At 71.4% G+C, this 16,328-nt stretch carries 13 protein-coding genes; 7 read left to right on the top strand and 6 right to left on the bottom strand.

The annotated features are described in order from the left end of the window. Nucleotides 1–178: 178 nt before the first annotated feature. Both IAG44_RS23575 and IAG44_RS23570 read left to right on the top strand, forming a co-directional pair. The gene (locus IAG44_RS23575; protein WP_187749057.1) at nucleotides 179–2,068 is read left to right on the top strand and encodes an MFS transporter; all 1,890 of its coding nucleotides are present in this window, start codon (nucleotides 179–181) and stop codon (nucleotides 2,066–2,068) included. A gap of 155 nt (nucleotides 2,069–2,223) precedes the next feature. Continuing rightward, entirely contained in the window at nucleotides 2,224–3,048 is an 825-nt protein-coding gene (locus tag IAG44_RS23570) for a hypothetical protein (RefSeq protein WP_187749056.1), read from the top strand. A 12-nt stretch (nucleotides 3,049–3,060) separates the two neighbouring features. Here the strand turns inward: IAG44_RS23570 and IAG44_RS23565 are convergent, their stop codons facing one another. Further along, the gene (locus tag IAG44_RS23565; protein ID WP_187749055.1) at nucleotides 3,061–3,900 is read right to left on the bottom strand and encodes a hypothetical protein; all 840 of its coding nucleotides are present in this window, start codon (nucleotides 3,898–3,900) and stop codon (nucleotides 3,061–3,063) included. Nucleotides 3,901–3,976: 76 nt separating this feature from the next. Here IAG44_RS23565 and IAG44_RS23560 point away from each other — a divergent pair, with 76 nt between their 5' ends. The 4 genes from IAG44_RS23560 to IAG44_RS23545 all read left to right on the top strand — a co-directional run bounded on the left by IAG44_RS23560 (nucleotide 3,977) and on the right by IAG44_RS23545 (nucleotide 8,412). Next, nucleotides 3,977–4,762 (top strand): SDR family oxidoreductase, encoded by a 786-nt coding sequence (locus IAG44_RS23560; RefSeq protein WP_187749054.1) that lies wholly within the window; start codon nucleotides 3,977–3,979, stop codon nucleotides 4,760–4,762. A gap of 175 nt (nucleotides 4,763–4,937) precedes the next feature. Next, on the top strand, nucleotides 4,938–6,494 hold the full coding sequence (locus IAG44_RS23555) for a sodium:solute symporter family protein (RefSeq protein WP_187749053.1): 1,557 nt from the start codon (nucleotides 4,938–4,940) through the stop codon (nucleotides 6,492–6,494). A gap of 220 nt (nucleotides 6,495–6,714) precedes the next feature. Then, a complete protein-coding gene (locus IAG44_RS23550; protein ID WP_187749052.1) occupies nucleotides 6,715–7,851 on the top strand; it encodes an ADP-ribosylglycohydrolase family protein in 1,137 nt (378 codons plus the stop codon). A gap of 105 nt (nucleotides 7,852–7,956) precedes the next feature. Next, nucleotides 7,957–8,412, top strand: coding sequence for a hypothetical protein (locus tag IAG44_RS23545; protein ID WP_187749051.1), 456 nt, complete (start codon nucleotides 7,957–7,959; stop codon nucleotides 8,410–8,412). 37 nt (nucleotides 8,413–8,449) lie between these two features. Here IAG44_RS23545 and IAG44_RS23540 read toward each other — a convergent pair whose 3' ends face one another. The 5 genes from IAG44_RS23540 to IAG44_RS23520 all read right to left on the bottom strand — a co-directional run bounded on the left by IAG44_RS23540 (nucleotide 8,450) and on the right by IAG44_RS23520 (nucleotide 14,194). Continuing rightward, nucleotides 8,450–9,025, bottom strand: a complete 576-nt coding sequence (locus IAG44_RS23540) for a hypothetical protein (protein ID WP_187749050.1) — start codon at nucleotides 9,023–9,025, stop codon at nucleotides 8,450–8,452. 129 nt (nucleotides 9,026–9,154) lie between these two features. Beyond that, nucleotides 9,155–11,740: a bifunctional FO biosynthesis protein CofGH gene (locus IAG44_RS23535; RefSeq protein ID WP_187749049.1), complete on the bottom strand. Its 2,586-nt coding sequence runs from the start codon at nucleotides 11,738–11,740 to the stop codon at nucleotides 9,155–9,157. Nucleotides 11,741–11,860: 120 nt separating this feature from the next. Further along, entirely contained in the window at nucleotides 11,861–12,706 is an 846-nt protein-coding gene (locus IAG44_RS23530) for an LLM class F420-dependent oxidoreductase (protein ID WP_187749048.1), read from the bottom strand. Between the two features lie 95 nt (nucleotides 12,707–12,801). Next, the gene (locus tag IAG44_RS23525) at nucleotides 12,802–13,644 is read right to left on the bottom strand and encodes a serine hydrolase domain-containing protein (RefSeq protein WP_187749047.1); all 843 of its coding nucleotides are present in this window, start codon (nucleotides 13,642–13,644) and stop codon (nucleotides 12,802–12,804) included. 352 nt (nucleotides 13,645–13,996) lie between these two features. Continuing rightward, a complete protein-coding gene (locus tag IAG44_RS23520) occupies nucleotides 13,997–14,194 on the bottom strand; it encodes a helix-turn-helix domain-containing protein (protein WP_187749046.1) in 198 nt (65 codons plus the stop codon). A 250-nt stretch (nucleotides 14,195–14,444) separates the two neighbouring features. Between IAG44_RS23520 and IAG44_RS43690 the strand changes: the two genes are divergently transcribed. After that, nucleotides 14,445–16,151, top strand: coding sequence for a CehA/McbA family metallohydrolase (locus IAG44_RS43690; protein ID WP_246562012.1), 1,707 nt, complete (start codon nucleotides 14,445–14,447; stop codon nucleotides 16,149–16,151). The last annotated feature ends 177 nt before the right edge of the window (nucleotides 16,152–16,328 follow it).

The following is a 16,328-nucleotide window of genomic DNA, read 5'->3' as shown; positions in this document are numbered from 1 at the left end:
CTCGCTCCCGCGGCCCGTCGACCAGTACCACCCGGGGCTGGTCGGCGGGCTGCGTGCTAGCGTCACGAAACGGACACAACTCGACGGCCGCTCACCCTGTGGTCGTAACCCCGCGGTCTTACGGGAAGGCGCAGGGGGACGAGAGAAGAAGTAGACGGGACACGGGGAGTGCCTACAGGTGGCCACTGCGGAGCCGACACGCGACGACACCGGTCCGGGCCAGGACACCGGCCCGCGAATACGGCTGCCCGCGCCGCAGTCCGGCTCCCATGACCGGCTCGCTCCCGAGGAGACCCCGGTGAGCGCCGGGCGCTGGTCACGGCTGGTGTCACGGCTGCGGTCGAGCCCGCGCCTCGTCCGGCTGGGCGCCTGGCTGAGGAGCCATCTCGTGCTCTCCATGACCGTCCTCTCGGGCGGTCTGCACCTCCTCTGGTTCTTCACGTTCGCGAACAGCGGTGGCGATCTGGCCGCGCAGGACGCCTGGGCGGAGTTCGTCGGCCGTCACCCCGACTCGGCGTACAACCTCGCCTGGTACGGCGGCATGCACCCGGTGTCGTACAGCGTCATCTCGCCGTACCTGATGTCGGTGCTCGGCGTGCGGACGACGATGATGATCGCCGGCACGCTCTCCGCGGGCCTGCTGACGCTGGTCCTGCTGCGCTCCCGTCCGGTGAAGAACCCGGTCTGGCCTGCGCTGATAGGCGTGATCGCGCTGCTGTGCAACGCGGCGAGCGGGCGCGTCACCTTCGGCCTGGGCAACATGTTCGCGCTGGGCGCGGTGGCCGCCGTCTTCTGCTGGCCGCACAAGTGGCGCCACAAGCGGTGGGCGAAGGCGCTGGTCGCGGCGCCGCTGGCCGCGCTCGCCACGATGTCGTCGCCGGTCGCGGGGCTGTTCGTCGGTCTCGTGGCGGTCGCCCTGTTTTTGCAGAAGCGACGGCCGGGGGCGTGGGCGCTGGGGATCGCGCCGGCCGTCGTCGTCGGCGTCTCGGCCTGGCTGTTCCCGTTCTCGGGGACGCAGCCGATGTCCGTCGGGTCCGCGTCGCTGCCGTTCGTCTACTCGGTGATCGTCTTCCTGGCGGTGCCGAAGAACTGGAAGACGGTGCGGATCACGGCGGCCGTGTACGGGCTGTTCGTGCTCGGCGTGTGGATCGTCAGCTCGCAGATCGGGTCGAACATCACGCGGCTCGCGATGCTGTTCGGCGGGGTCGTGGTGGCGTGCGCGGTGCCGTTCGCGGTGCCGCGCAGCCGCAAGTGGTACGCGCTGGTGATCGCGACGGTCGGGTTCGTGGTGTGGGTGGGCTTCAAGTCGGTCGACGACGTCGTCCGCACCACCCCGGCCGCGTCCTGGGCGCGGGAGCTGGCGCCGCTGGTGAACGAGCTCCAACAGGTCGGCGCCGGGCGGGGCCGGGTCGAGGTGGTCCCGGCCCGCTCGCACCGGGAGGCGTCCGCGCTCGCGCCGTACGTGAACCTCGCGCGCGGCTGGAACCGGCAGGCCGACATGAAGCGCAACCCGCTCTTCTACGACGACACCCTCAACTCCGCGAATTACCACGAATGGCTCAAGCGGTGGGCCGTCCACTTCGTCGTCGTCCCCAAGGACGCCCCGGACGGCGACGGCGGCAAGCGCGAGCGTGAGCTGGTCCAGCGGGGTCTGCCCTACCTGAAGCAGATCTGGGGCGACGCCAACTGGCAGCTCTTCCGCGTCAACGACCCCGCGCCCCTCGCCGAGCCGGACGCGGTGGTCCAGCGGGCCGAGCAGGGTGAGATGACGATCGACGTGAAGCGCGCCGGGCGTGTCCTCGTCAAGATCCCCTACTCCCCCTGGCTGAGTGTCGTCGACGCCGAGGGCAAGAGCCTCAAGGCCCCCGAGGAGACGGAGGCGTCCAAGCACCGTGAGGAGGGCGAGCCGAAGGTGTACGAGAACCTGCACGGCTGCCTCTACGAGACGGAGGAGGACGCGGAGGGCGACAAGTGGACGATGCTGGTCGCGCCGTCGGCGGGGATCTACCGGCTGGCGGCGCCGTATCAGCTGCCCCGGGGGACGCCGTGCCCGGACGAACTCAAGTGAGGGCCGCACGAGGGTTCGGCGACGGATTCGCGTGAGGGTTCGGTGAAGTACGGGGTTTTTGTCGCCTCTTGAGGTGAGCGCCCGGCGAACTCCGGGCGCTTCGCCGGGAGTTCTGCTTTCCTTCTCGCAGACGGGCGGGGCAGCGGAGGCGGACGATGGCGGGCGACGTACGTAGCAGCGTCGAGGGCGGCGAGTTCCACGGGCCGGTCGTGCAGGCCGGTGACATCGGCAGCGTCGTCGTCCATCCTCCGCGCCGTGTCCGCAAGCGCCATCTCGCCCTGGGCGCCGCCTTCCTGGCCGCCCTCACGCTGACCGGCGTCTACCTGTCGCGCGGCGGCCAGGAGGAGACGCGGCTGGGGGCCAATGTCGAGACGACCGCCTGGAAGTGCGAGGACTCGGCGGTCGTGCCGGGGCTCAGGATCGGGGCGGACGGGATGGCGCCGATGCAGGAGTTCCCGAAGGGCGGCATCCGCGCCTCCGGGAAGCTGAGCGTCGTCCTCCAGGGCAGCGGGGAGGAGGAGTTGACGCTCACCGGGGCCCGTGTGCGGATCGTCGCCCGGCGCCCGCCCGCGCACGGCACGCACATCGTGAACCCCTGCGGATCCGAGGTCTCCCCCCGGGTGTTCGACCTCGATCTCGACCGGCCCGCGCCGCGGTTGGTGCCCGCCGAGGTCACCGGCGGGCCGCCGGAGGAGAAGGGGAGCCGGCCCATCAGCGACTGGCCCTACGCGGTCAAGCGCGGGGACTCCGAATACCTCGTCATCCAGCCTCGATCCCGGCGCTACGACACGGAGTTCCGGATCCTGCTCGACTGGACCACCGGCGCGCGCAAGGGGGTGCTCACGCTCGACGACCACGGCAGGCCGTTCCGGGTCACCGCGACCACCGCGGCCGATCCGACGTGTGTGGCCGGGCGCCCGGACCGGGAGACGTTCTACTGGCTGATGCCGGCGAACTCGCCGCTGTGTCCGAAGAGTTGACCGGGGGTCGGCTCATCGCAGCTCCGCCACGTACCGGTCGGTGCCCGGGACCGTCGGGATGAAGGGGGCCACCAGTTCCGCCCTGCCGAGGCCCGACTCCGTTACCCGCGTGGCGAGTTCGGCGAAGTGGCCGGCCCAGCAGGTGCGGGGGTCCTGTTCGAGGAACCAGAGCAGGGTCAGACGGGTGTCGGTGCCCTCCACCTGCTTCACGTAGGACATGCGGTCCACGGGCAGGGGCGTCGGGCGGAAGACGGTCACCAGGGCGGCGGGGGACGCCTTGAGGGTCTTGGGCAGGTGCCGGGTGCGCAGCCAGTGGACGAGTTCGGCGCGCTGGTCGGGCGACTCGCTCTCCAGTACCTCCAGGATCAGGCCCTGGTAGGGGTGGTCCAGGGCGTGGAAGTCGCGGGGGCCCGCGGCGCCGTCGCGGTAGACGGTCGTCTCGTGGTCCTGGAAGGCCGTGAAGACGTGGGTGCGATCCTGGTAGACGCGGGCGTCGTGGTTGAGGCGCTTGTTGACGGCGACGGTCCAGCGCATGTGCTCGGTGTAACGGCCCTCGGTGATCCAGTAGGTGGAGAGGTAGCAGCCCTGGGTGACGGGCTGGGCGATCGCCGACTTCTCGGGCTCGCGCAGGAGTTGGAGGTCCCGGGTCGCGACCCAGCGGCGGCCCGCGTACATCCAGGGCATCGCCATCGCGCCCGCGTAGTAGTGGTCGTCCTCGTACCAGCGGTTGTAGGCGTACTCGTGTCCGGGATGCGGCTCGACCATGGTGATCAGGGCGTGCCCGGGGTGGACTCCGTAGGGGCCGGTGGACGCCAACTCGGCATACAGGTCGGCGCTGTCGCCCTCGCTCATGCTCGTTCCCCTTTCCTGCGCGGTCGCCCATACTCTGACGGTCCGTCAGACAATGCGGAAGTATCAGGGAGGGCCCATGTCTCTGCTCCCCGGCAAGACCGTCGTCGTCTCCGGAGTCGGCACGGGTCTCGGGCACCAGGTCGCGGCGGCCGTCGTGCGGGAGGGCGGCAACGCGGTGCTCGGCGCGCGGACCGAGGACCGACTCGCCAAGTCGGCGCGGGACATCGACCCCGACGGGGCGCGGACGGCCTACCTCGCCACCGACATCACCGACGAGCAACAGTGCGTGCGGCTCGCGGAGTTGGCGGTCTCCCGGTTCGGAGGCGTCGACGCCGTCGTCCATGTCGCCGCCTGGGACTCCTACTTCGGCGGGCTCGAGGACGCCGACTTCGAGACCTGGCGGTCCGTCATGGACGTGAATCTGCTGGGGACTCTGCGGATGACGCGGGCGTGTCTGCCGGCGCTGAAGGAGCGGGGCGGGGCGATCGTGTTCATCGGGACGCAGTCCGCCGTGGCGGCGCCGACGCAGGTGCGGCAGGCCGCGTACGCCGCGTCCAAGGGGGCGCTGACGAGCGTGATGTACTCCCTGGCGCGGGAGTTGGGGCCGTACCGGGTGCGGGTGAACACCGTGCTGCCAGGGTGGATGTGGGGGCCGCCGGTGGAGGCGTACGTGCGGTTCACCGCGCAGGCGGAGGGAGTTGGGGAGGCCGAGGTGCTGGGGCGGCTCAGTGGGCGGATGGCGTTGCCGGAGCTGGCGACGGACGGGGATGTGGCGGATGCGGCGGTGTTTCTGGCGTCGGCGCGGGCGCGGGCGATCACGGGGCAGTCGTTGCTGGTGAACGCGGGGGAACTGATGCGCTGAACACTCAACTCACCGTTCACGTACAAGAATTGAGGTCACCCAGCCGAACGATTTTACCGTCCCTTGACCTGCCTTGAGCTTGCCGTGCGTACCTCATCACACCCAGAGTTCACATGCCTGCCCTGCCTGTCTGCCCCGTACCCCCACGTTGACGGCGAACCCTGGAAGGGGGCACATGAACGGTCTCGACTGGGCCGTGCTCATCGGCTACTTCGGCGTGATGGTCGCCATCGGCGTCTGGTCGCACAAGCGCGTCGACGACGTGAGCGACTTCTTCACCGCGGGCGGCAAGATGCCGTGGTGGCTCTCCGGTATCTCGCACCACATGTCGGGCTACAGCGCGGTGATGTTCACCGGGTACGCCGGCATCGCCTACACCTACGGCGTCACCTCCTTCGTCACCTGGTCCTTCCCCATCGCGCTCGGCATCGCGATCGGCTCCAAGCTGTTCGCGCCGCGCATCAACCGGCTCCGCTCCCGTCTCCATGTGGCCTCCCCGCTGGAGTACCTGAAGAACCGGTACGACCTGAAGACGCAGCAGGCGCTCGCCTGGTCCGGCATGTTGCTGAAGATCGTGGACGTCGGCGCCAAGTGGGCGGCCATCGCGACCCTGTTGTCGGTCTTCACCGGCATCTCGCTGAACCAGGGCATCCTCATCACCGGCACCATCACGGCCGTGTACTGCACGATCGGCGGCCTGTGGGCCGACGCGCTCACGGAGTTGGGGCAGTTCGTCATCCAACTCCTCGCCGGGATCGCGATGTTCGTCGCGGTGATCCTCGAACTCAACGACAAGGGCATCGGGTTCGTCGGCGCCTGGGACGAACCCGCGTTGCAGGGCCACGAGAAGCCGCTCGTCGGCCCGTACGGCACGGTGTTCCTGCTGGCGTTCCTGTTCATCAAGCTGTTCGAGTACAACGGCGGCATGCTCAACCAGGCCCAGCGGTACATGGCCACGCCCAACGCGAAGGAGGCGGAGCGCTCCGCGCGGCTGTCGGCGGTGCTGTGGCTGGTGTGGCCGCTCGTGCTGTTCTACCCGATGTGGATGTCGCCGCTGCTGGTGCGGTCGAACAAGCCGGACGGCTCCGACTCGTACGGCCTGATGACCGAACAGCTCCTGCCGCACGGGCTGTTGGGGCTCGTCATCGTCGGCTTCTTCTCCCACACGATGGCGATGTGCTCCTCCGACGCCAACGCGATCGCCGCCGTCTTCACCCGGGACTGCGCGCCGGTGATCTGGAAGCGGGCGCGAACCTGGAACCAGGGGCAGGGACTTCGGGTCGCGCGCGTCACGACCGTCGTCTTCCTCGGGCTCTCGATGGCGGCGGCGACCCAGGTCAATTCCCCCGCGTTCAAGGACATCATCACCGTCGTCATCAAGTGGGTCGCGGGGCTCATGGGGCCGATGGCCATCCCGATGATGCTGGGGCTGCTGCGGCCGTTCCGCCGCTCCGGTCCGACGGCGGCGCTGATCAGCTGGTCCATGGGGCTGCTGGCGTTCTGGCTCGTCAACTACCCGATCAGCTGGAACGTCGACGGCGGCGTACCTCTGCAGTATCAGGTCTCGGTGCCGCTCGCCGTCTCGCTGGTCCTCTACATCGGCATCGGCTTCCTGCGGCCCGAGGACACCCCCGAACGGCTCGCGATCATCGACAAGATCAACTCGGATGACGACGCTGCGGCTGTCGTACCTGAGCATGAGGACGCGGTACCCACGCCGCCGCGCGCCTGACGCCCACCCGGACCGGACCCCCTACCTCTCGGGGTCCGGCTCCGCGCCGCCGGGCCCCGTCCCCGTCCCCGTGTGCGGAAACCGTGCGAGGCCCGCCGGAAACCTTCGCTCTTCGGGCACAGGGGGCATACCGAGCAGCCCCTGAACTCCCCGTCCCCGTTCGATTACAGTGGCGAATCGTGTCGTACGGACGGCGGACGGTCCCCAGGGAGGCTTGGTGGTGAGTACGGCAGCCGGGCCCATCTGGGGCCGTACGGAACAGCAGGACTTCCGCAGCCGGGTGCGCGGCACACTGCTGGGCGGGGCCCTGGGTGACGCCCTGGGGGCTCCGGTGGACCGGGCCTCGGGGGCGGAGATACTTCAGACGTACGGGGCTGACGGGGTCGTCGACCTCATCCCCGCGTACGGCCGGCGCGGCGCGATCACCCATCTCACCCAGCTCACCCTCTTCACCGTCGACGGCCTGATCCGCGCCCAGGTCCGCCGCGACACCGGCGCCTGGCATCCCCCCACAGACCTACATCGCGCGTATCTGCGCTGGGCGGCGACGCAGCGCGACTGGGGCCCCGACCTGCGCCGCAAGGACGACGGCTGGCTGGCCCGCGAGGAGTGGCTGTACGCCCGCCGCGACCCGACCCGGCCCCTGCTGCTCGGGCTCGGCGACGAGCGGATGGGCACCCTGGAGACGCCGAAGAACCCGACGGCGGACGGGCCCGAGGCGCTGGGCCGCTCGGCGCCGTTCGGTCTGCTGGTCGGCTGGGAGCCGCAGTTGGTCGCGCAGCTCGCGGTGGAGTGCGCGGCGCAGACCCACGGCCACCCCACGGCCTACCTCGCGGCGGGCGCGTACGCGGTGACCGTGCACGCGCTGGCCAGGGGCGACAGTCTCGACAGCGCGGTGCAGCGGGCGCTGTCCCACCTGTCCGCGCGGCCCGGTCACGACCCCGTGTCCGAGGCGCTTCAGCGGGCGCTCGGCGCGGTGCGGCAGGGGTTGCCGACCGCCGCGCGTGTCGAGGAGCTGGCCGGGGCGGGCAGTGCGCCGGGGCTGCTGGCCGCCGCCGTCTACTGCGCGCTGGTCGCCGAGGACGTCCGGCACGGGCTGCGGCTCGCCGTCAACCACAGCGCGCCCTCCGCCGCGACCGCCTCCCTCACGGGGGCCCTCCTCGGCGCCCTCCACGGCGAGACCGCGCTCCCGCCGGCCTGGCTCGCGGAGTTGGAGGGGCGGCCGACGCTGCTGGAACTCGCCGATGATTTCGCGATGGAGATGACGCAGGGGCCGGCGCTGCACAACCCTGCGGGGGCGGCGCCGGGGTGGCTGGCCCGGTATCCGCGGGGTGGGGTGGAGTTGGAGCGGGGGTAGGGGTGGACGCACCCCGAGTTGCCCACCCTGATAGCTGTCAGGGTCACGACGTCCCTGGTGCGGTCTACGGTTCGGGTCACCGGTTGCGACTACAGAGGAGACCACATGGGACCGAGGAAACGAGCCGCTGCGACGGTCGGGACGCTGATCGCCGCGTTCCTTCTTCCGATGGCCGCGCAGGCACCGGCGCAGGCCGCCGCGAACGCGTGGACGCCGGGGATCTCCCCCCTGCACTCGGGGGAGTACGTGGAGCGGGACATCCCGGGTGGTGCCGATGCCGACAGGGCGCTCAAGATCTGCGCCCTGGCATCGGGGATCGCCTGTGTGTCGGTCGGTCAGGGCGACGGCAAGCAGAGCATCTTCCACCTCTACAGGTGCGGTACGCGGTCGCTCTCGAACTTCGTCGACGCGCTCTCCGTGCTCAACAACCAGACGGGCGGAGCCGAAGTCCGTTTCACGGGGCCCAAGGTGGGCACGTACAAGGCCCCCGCCGACCCCAACGTCATCTGGAACTTCCCGAACGAGGCGACGTTCGACTTCAACACCATGTCCATCTGCTGAAGCCTGCTGAGGCCGTCGTCCCCGTACGACTCGCGAGCTACTCGACGACCCTGACCCGGGTCTCCGTCGCGCCGAACGCCCACAGCGCCGCGCCGTCCTCCTTGTGGAGGCGGATGCCGCCGGTCTGGGTGCCGGCGGGGGCGGGCGGCGGGGAGGAGCCGTCGACGGCGTTGGAGAAGGCGATGTTGATGCCGGACGTGACCGTGAAGTAGACGACGTGCTCGACGGCGACCCCGTCGGAACCGGTGGTCGCGGGGGTCCGCACGGAGATCGTGTACGTGCCGGGCGCGGGGTCGACCGTCCCGGGCCAGACGGTGAACGTGCGCCGGGACCGGTCGTCCGCGTCGACGAGCCAGACCCGGTCCGCGGAGAGCGAGTAGACGATGCGGCGCCCCGTGCCCGACTTCTCGGGCAGTCCCGGAGTACTAGGGGGCGCCTCGGGGGTCACCGACTGCTTGGGCGACGCGGCGGGCTTCGGGCTCGCCGCGGCCGTCGGGTGAGGGTGCACGCCGTTGTCCGCCTCAAGCGCCAGGAAGCCCACGGCGACGATCGCTCCGGCCGTCAGACCGGTGACCCAGACCCACGAGGGAAGCCGCAGGGCAGGCACGGGCACGCAACTCCTCAGTCTCCGACCCCCGCACGTCGGGGGTCGGATCATCCTACTGTGGAGCGCCTGTCCGGCGGGCCGGTACCGGTCCTCACCGGCACCGGCCCATGATCACCAACGGGCGCCCCGGGGTGGTCAGTCGAGCACCGGCAACAGCTCCGGCAGGTGCCCGTCGGACGCCCGCGCGGCCTGCTGCCGTTCTTGCGGCACCTCCCCGTACAGGGTGGTGCGCGGCTTCGCCGGGCGTCCGGCCGCGTCCGCGACGGCGATCAGGTCCCGGACCGACTTGTACGACCCGTACGACGAGCCGGCCATCCGCGAGATGGTCTCCTCCATCAGCGTCCCGCCGAGGTCGTTGGCCCCGGACCGCAGCATCTCGGCCGCCCCCTCGGTGCCCAACTTCACCCAGCTGGTCTGGATGTTGGGGATCCACGGGTGCAGCAGGAGCCGCGCCATCGCCGTGACCGCGCGGTTGTCCCGCATGGTCGGGCCGGGGCGCGAGATGCCCGCCAGGTACACCGGCGCGTTGGTGTGGATGAACGGCAGCGTCACGAACTCCGTGAATCCGCCGGTGCGTTGCTGGATCCCGGCGAGCGTGCGGAGGTGGCCGAGCCAGTGGCGCGGCTGGTCCACGTGGCCGTACATCATCGTCGACGTCGTCCGCAGCCCCAACTCGTGGGCGGTGGTGACGACTTCGATCCAGGTCGCGGCCGGCAGCTTGCCCTTGGTGAGCACCCAGCGGACCTCGTCGTCGAGGATTTCGGCGGCCGTGCCGGGCAGGGTGTCAAGTCCCGCCGCCTTGGCCTCCGTCAGCCACTCGCGGATCGAAAGCCCGGTGCGGGTCGCTCCGTTGACGACCTCCATCGGCGAGAAGGCGTGCACGTGCATGCCCGGGACGCGTTCCTTCACCGCCCGCGCGATGTCGAAGTACGCGGTGCCGGGCAGGTCGGGGTGGATGCCGCCCTGCATACAGACCTCAACTGCCCCGAGATCCCATGCCTGTTGGGCGCGATCGGCGACCTGGTCCAGGGAGAGGGTGTAGGCGTCGGCGTCCGTGCGGCGCTGCGCGAACGCGCAGAAACGGCAGCCGGTGTAGCAGACGTTGGTGAAGTTGATGTTCCGGGTGACGATGTAGGTGACGTCGTCGCCGACCGCCGACTTCCGTACGTCGTCGGCGATTCGGGTCAGCGCGTCCAGTGCGGGGCCGTCCGCGTGGAAGAGGGCGAGCGCTTCGGCGTCGGTCAGTTTCGTCGGGTCGTCGGCGGCGGTCGCGAGGGCCTGGCGGACGTCGGTGTCGATGCGTTCGGGGACCATGCCGGGGGCGGCGGCCTCGCGCAGGGCGGACCAGTCGCCGTACACCTCGTCGAAGTCGTCGCGGCGGTCGGACGTCCGGCCCTCGGTGTCGATCGTGCGGTGCAGGTCGGTGCGGCCCCGGGCCTCGAAGACCTCCTCGGGTTCCTGCCAGGGGCGGCCCTCGACCACGGCGTCGGGGAGCGCGAGGCCGGTCTCGGGGTCGGCGAGGGCGCGGACGTGCGGGAGGAGCCGGGGGTCGAGCCAGGGTTCTCCCCGGGTCACGAACTCGGGGTAGACGCACAGGCGTTCACGCAGTTCGAAGCCGGCCGCCTGGGAGCGGCGGGTCAGTTCCTCGATCTGCGGCCAGGGGCGTTCGGGGTTGACGTGGTCGATGGTCAGGGGCGACACCCCGCCCCAGTCGTCGATGCCGGCGGCGATCAGGCGCTCGTACTCGCCGTCGACCAGGTTCGGCGGGGCCTGGATGTTCGCGGCGGGGCCGAGGATCAGGCGGGCGACGGCGACGGCGGCGACGAGTTCGTCGAGTTCCGCGTCCGGCATGCCGCGCATCGCCGTGTCCGGCTTGGCGCGGAAGTTCTGGATGATCAGTTCCTGGATGCCGTGGTGGGCGCGGGAGACCTTGCGCAGCGCGAACACGGACTCGGCGCGCTCCTCGTACGTCTCGCCGATGCCGATGAGCAGGCCGGAGGTGAAGGGGACGGAGGAGCGTCCGGCGTCCTCCAGTACCCGTAGACGGACTGCGGGTTCCTTGTCGGGGGACCCGTAGTGGGGGCCTCCGGGTTCGGACCACAGGCGGGTGGCCGTCGTCTCCAGCATCATGCCCATGCTGGGCGCGACGGGCTTGAGGCGCTGGAGGTCGGTCCAGGACAGCACACCGGGGTTGAGGTGGGGCAGCAGGCCGGTCTCCTCCAGGATGCGGATGGAGATGGCGCGGACGTAGGCGATGGTGTCGTCGTAGCCGTGCGCGTCGAGCCATTCGCGCGCCTCGGGCCAGCGGTCCTCCGGTTTGTCCCCGAGGGTGATCAGGGCTTCCTTGCACCCTAGGGCGGCACCCTTACGGGCCACGTCCAGGACCTCGTCGGGGGACATGAACATGCCGTGCCCGGCACGGCGGAGTTTGCCCGGCACGGTGACGAAGGTGCAGTAGTGGCACTTGTCACGGCACAGGCGGGTCAGGGGGATGAAGACGCTCTTGGAGTACGTGATGACTCCGGGCCGGCCGGCCGCCGAGAGTCCCGCGTCACGCACCCGGGCCGCGGACGCGGTGAGGTCGTCAAGCGCCTCGCCGTGTGCCTGGAGCAGCACCGCCGCTTCGGACACGTCGAGGGCGACGCCGTCCCGGGCGCGTTTGAGGGCGCGACGCATGGAGTTCTCGGTGGGGCCGGTTCCCGAGGTCGCGGAAGTCGTCATCCTTTGAGCATACGTTCGGGCTGATCAGAGGTGCGGGGGTCGGTGGGGAGTGCGGGCGGGGTTGGTGGGGGGCGTGGGGGTACTACGGGTACTACGGGTCCGCCGTCCTGCGCCCGGCCCTCACAGGAACCGGGCCAGCCCGTCCAGTACCCGTAGTACCTCGGCCTCCCCCGCCGGGGGCAGCTGCACGACGGTCTCCTCGATCCCCAAGTCCCCGTAGTACGTGAGTTTTCCCTCTTCCGGTACCACCGCGTACGGCACCACCTGGAGGTGCGCGGGCTCGCGCCCCGCCCGCTCCCAGGCCGTCCGCAGGGCCGGCAGCGACTCCCCGAGCCCGCGTCCGCCGATCGGCAGCCAGCCGTCGGCGTACTCGCAGATGTGGGCGAACAGCTTGGGCCCGGCGGCGCCGCCGATGAGCGTGCGCGGCCCGACGACCGGCCCGCGCGGCTTCCGCACCGGCTTGGGGTACGCGACGGACGGCCGCACGCTCCCGAACTCCCCGTCGTAGCCGGTCGGTTCGTCGGCCCACAGCGCCCGCATCAGCGCCATCCGGTCGCGCACCAGCTCCCGCCGGGTCCGCCACTCGACGCCGTGGTCGGCGGCCTCCTCGACGTTCCACCCGTACCCGAGGCCGAGCGTCAGCCGTCCCCCGGAGAGGTGGTCGAGCGTCGCGGCCTGCTTGGCGAGGCCGATCGGGTCGTGCTGCGCGACGAGCGTGATCCCGGTCCCGAGGCCGAGCCGTTCGGTGACGGCGGCGGCCTGCCCGAGCGCCACGAACGGGTCCAGGGTTCTCCCGTACTCCCTGGGTAGCTCCCCACCCGCGGGGTAGGGGGTGGTGCGCTCGACCGGGATGTGCGTGTGCTCGGGGAGGTAGAGGCCGGCGAACCCGCGCTCCTCCAGCTCGCGGGCGAGACGCGTCGGGGTGATGGTCTCGTCGGTGAGGAAGATCGTGACCGAGATACGCATACGGCCGCCTTTCCGGGCGTACGGGGGGCATGGCGCGGGTGATGCCCCCATCTGTACCCGGAGTGGCCCGAACTGTCCATACCGACTGGTCGGAATCACATCGCCGGGAGGGCCGCCTTCAGCGTCTGGATGGCCAGCCGGTCCGTCTCGTCCGGCTCCCCGAGCCGGTGCAGCACCAGCCACGGCCCGTCGTCGTGGACGGCGGCGACCACGGACGAGCCGCGCGTGGCCCCGTTGTGCCACACGACCGACGGCCCCCGCTGCCACGCGAGCGCCGGTTCCCCGAGCCTGCGTTCGACGAGCAGCGCGACGACGACGTCCGCCAGGGTCCGGCAGGTGGACCACAGTCCGCCGGCGGGCAGGATCGGCCCGGTCAGGTCCCACAGCGGCCGGGCCCGCCCGAACAGCCCGCGCGGGACGAGCCGTTCGCCGGCCGGGGGGTGCGCGGTGACGGCGCCCGTCTCAACCCCCAGGGGGGCCAGGACGTACGTGTCGACGAGCTGTTGGTACGTGCGCCCCGTGGCGGTCGTGAGGGCGTGGCCGAGCACCGCGTACCCGTAGTTGGAGTACTCCGTCTCGCCCTGGCGCCCGGTGATCTGCCGGTCCAGCGCGCCGAGCGCGTCCGCCAGGGCGGCCGGGGTGAACGTGGCGTAGGGGTCGTTCGGAGGTGCTACGGGTACTACGGGCAGCCGGGGCAGTCCCGAGGTGTGCTCGGCGAGGTTCCTCAGGGTGATACCCGTACCCCTCGGGACGGACCCGATGCAGTCCTCCAGAGGGGCGTCGAGCCCGACGGTGCCCTCCTTCACCAGCTCGGCGAGCACGGTCGCCGTGAACACCTTCGTGAGGGAGCCGATCTCCACGTACCGCCCGGCGTCGTGGCCGTGGCTGATCCGCTCGCTGATACCCGCGCCGCCCAGCAGGCACGTCGGTGTTCCCATAGTTCTCGTCTCCTGTCTCAGACGGATTCCGGCCGGGGTTCCGGCCGGGGTGTCGCCCCGTTCGCCTCGCTGTCCGCCTCGGTCGCGGCGGCCGTTGTGGGGGTGGCCGCGGCGGTGGCCGTCGCCGGTGGTCGGCGGGCCTGCGCAGCCGGTGCAGATGCGTGCGGGACCGGGCGAGGGCGCGGTCGAGGACACCGGAGAGGAAGACCAGGTCGCGGGCGATCATGGTGAGCGCGAAGCCGGTCACCCCCGCGGCGGCGGCCCAGGGGCGCAGCGCCGGCACGAGGACGCCCAGCGGGAAGCAGGCGAGGCAGATCTGCGCCGCGACCATCAGGATGCCGAGGATGCCTCGTCAGCCGTTGTCGGCCACGGCCAGCGCCTCGCGGTGGTGCGGTGCCGCCAGACTCGCCTCGAACCGCCGGGCGAGCACGCGATTCGACTCGCCTTTCGCCAGGCCGCGCAGTACTTCGCACTCGCGGCCGGTCAGCCGCTCCGGTATCTCCACGCCCACCGGGACGGCGAACGGATATGAATCCGTGACGGCGCTCATGTGCGACTTCCCCCAGTTTTGTCCGACTCCCGTCCGGTCGGGGCGGGTACTACGGGTCGTAGGGGATATGAGACGTCACGGCGCGGCGTTGGTCGGACGCCGGACCAGCCCCGCTCGACCCGGTATTTACTCGCACATTACCCGTACGGCCAACGGGGGATCGACCTCTCGCACCCATGCCTCAGGCAACCTCACTCCCCGATTCCCTTCAGGACGCCCCGAGTTCACTCCTCTCCTCCACACTGGCCCCATGTGCGAGGACGCTCACGAGATCGGCAGACGTGCCCTGTTCGTGTCGGGCGCGGCCACGGCGATGACGCTCGGAGGTGTGAGTTTCGCCTCCGCCGAGGAACAGCGCGTCGGGGGCCCGCGGGCCGGTGAGACGACCGGCGGGGCCGGGCAGCAGACGCGGACCGTGCGGGGGACGTTGCCCGCCGGGGCACCGGACTTCGTGTACGTGCCGGTCGAAATCCCGCCGGGGGTCGCCGAGTTGAGGGTGTCGTACACCTATGACCGGCCCGCCGTCCCCGCCGGGACCACCGGGAACGCCCTGGACATCGGCCTCTTCGACGAACGCGGCACGGAACTCGGCGGGCAGGGCTTCCGGGGCTGGTCCGGGGGTGCCCGTACGGAGTTCTTCGTGCGGGCCGACGACGCGACGCCCGGCTATCTGCCGGGGCCGGTCCGTCCCGGCACCTGGTCCGTCGCGCTGGGTCCGTACACCGTGGCGCCGCAGGGGGTGTCGTACGAGATCACTGTCACCCTCACGTATGGGGCGGGGGCGGGTTCCGGGTCGGTGGCCGGGGCCGAGTCCGGGTCGGAAGCCGGGGACAGCTCCGGGTCCGGGTCGGGGGCCGGGGCCGGGGTCGGGTCCGAAGCCGGGGCTGGAGCCAGTTCGGGGGCGGAGGCCGGGGCCGGGTCCGGGTCCGGGTCGTACGGGGCATCCCCTAGGGCCGTCTACCCGCCGGAGCGGGCGCGTGGCCGGGGGCGGGCCTGGTACCGGGGCGACTGCCATCTGCACTCCTGGTACTCCGACGGCCGCCGCACCCCCGCCGAGATCGCGGCGCTGGCGCGGGCGGCGGGGCTCGACTTCATCAACACCTCCGAGCACAACACCCATGCGGGGCACCCCCATTGGGCCGACCACGCCGGTGACGACCTGCTGATCCTGCTCGGCGAGGAGATCACCACGCGCAACGGCCACGTCGTCGCGCTCGGCACCGACCCGGGCACCTTCGTCGACTGGCGCTACCGGGCCCGCGACAACCGCTTCGCCCGGTTCGCCCGCCAGATCCGCCGCGCCGGCGGGCTCGTCGTCCCCGCTCACCCGCACGCCACCTGCATCGGCTGCGCCTGGAAGTTCGGGTTCGGCGAGGCCGACGCGGTGGAGGTGTGGAACGGCCCCTACACCCCGGACGACGAGGTCGCGCTCGCCTCCTGGGACGCGACGCTCGTCGCCGCCGTCCGCGAGGGCCGCGCCTGGCTCCCGGCCATGGGCAGCAGCGACGCGCACCGCGACCCCGACGTGGTCGGGCTCCCCCAGACCGTCGTCCTCGCCGACGACCTGACGCGGCGCGCGATCCAGGACGGCATCCGCGCCGGGCGCTCCTACATCGCCGAGTCCAAGGACGTCTCGGTCGCCCTCGCCGTGAGCGGGCCGCGCGGCGAGCACGCCGGTATCGGGGAGCGGCTGCCCGTCGCCCCGGATACCCCTGTGGTCGTACGGGTGGAGGTCTCAGGGGTTACGGGGTGCACGGTCCGTCTCGTCACCGACGAGGGGGTCCTGTTCACCGGGGGTCCCGTAGGGGACTCGGGGTCGGGGGTCTTCGAGTGGCGGACGACGCCGTCGTACGCGGCGTACGTCCGCGCGGAGGTCCGGCACCCGGCGACGGGGCCGACGCTGCCGGGGGCGCTGGCGGCGCTGACCAATCCGGTGTTCCTGGGGCGGGGGCGCTGAGGGGTCGGCGCCACTGCGGGAGTCGGCGGCGCTGCGGAGGTCGGCGGCGTTGTGGGGGCGGCCGCGCTGGGCGAGCCCGGGGGCGCGACGGTGACCGGCCCTAGGGGGACAATCGGCGGGGATACCTGCGGGGTACGGGAGTGACACGAACCGTGCCCCACACCGCCCTCTCTGCCC

The sequence above is a fragment of the Streptomyces roseirectus genome (assembly GCF_014489635.1).
Lineage (GTDB): Bacteria > Actinomycetota > Actinomycetes > Streptomycetales > Streptomycetaceae > Streptomyces > Streptomyces roseirectus.
Note: the sequence above shows the minus strand (reverse complement) of the source record. Positions and strands in the feature narration are given on the sequence as shown.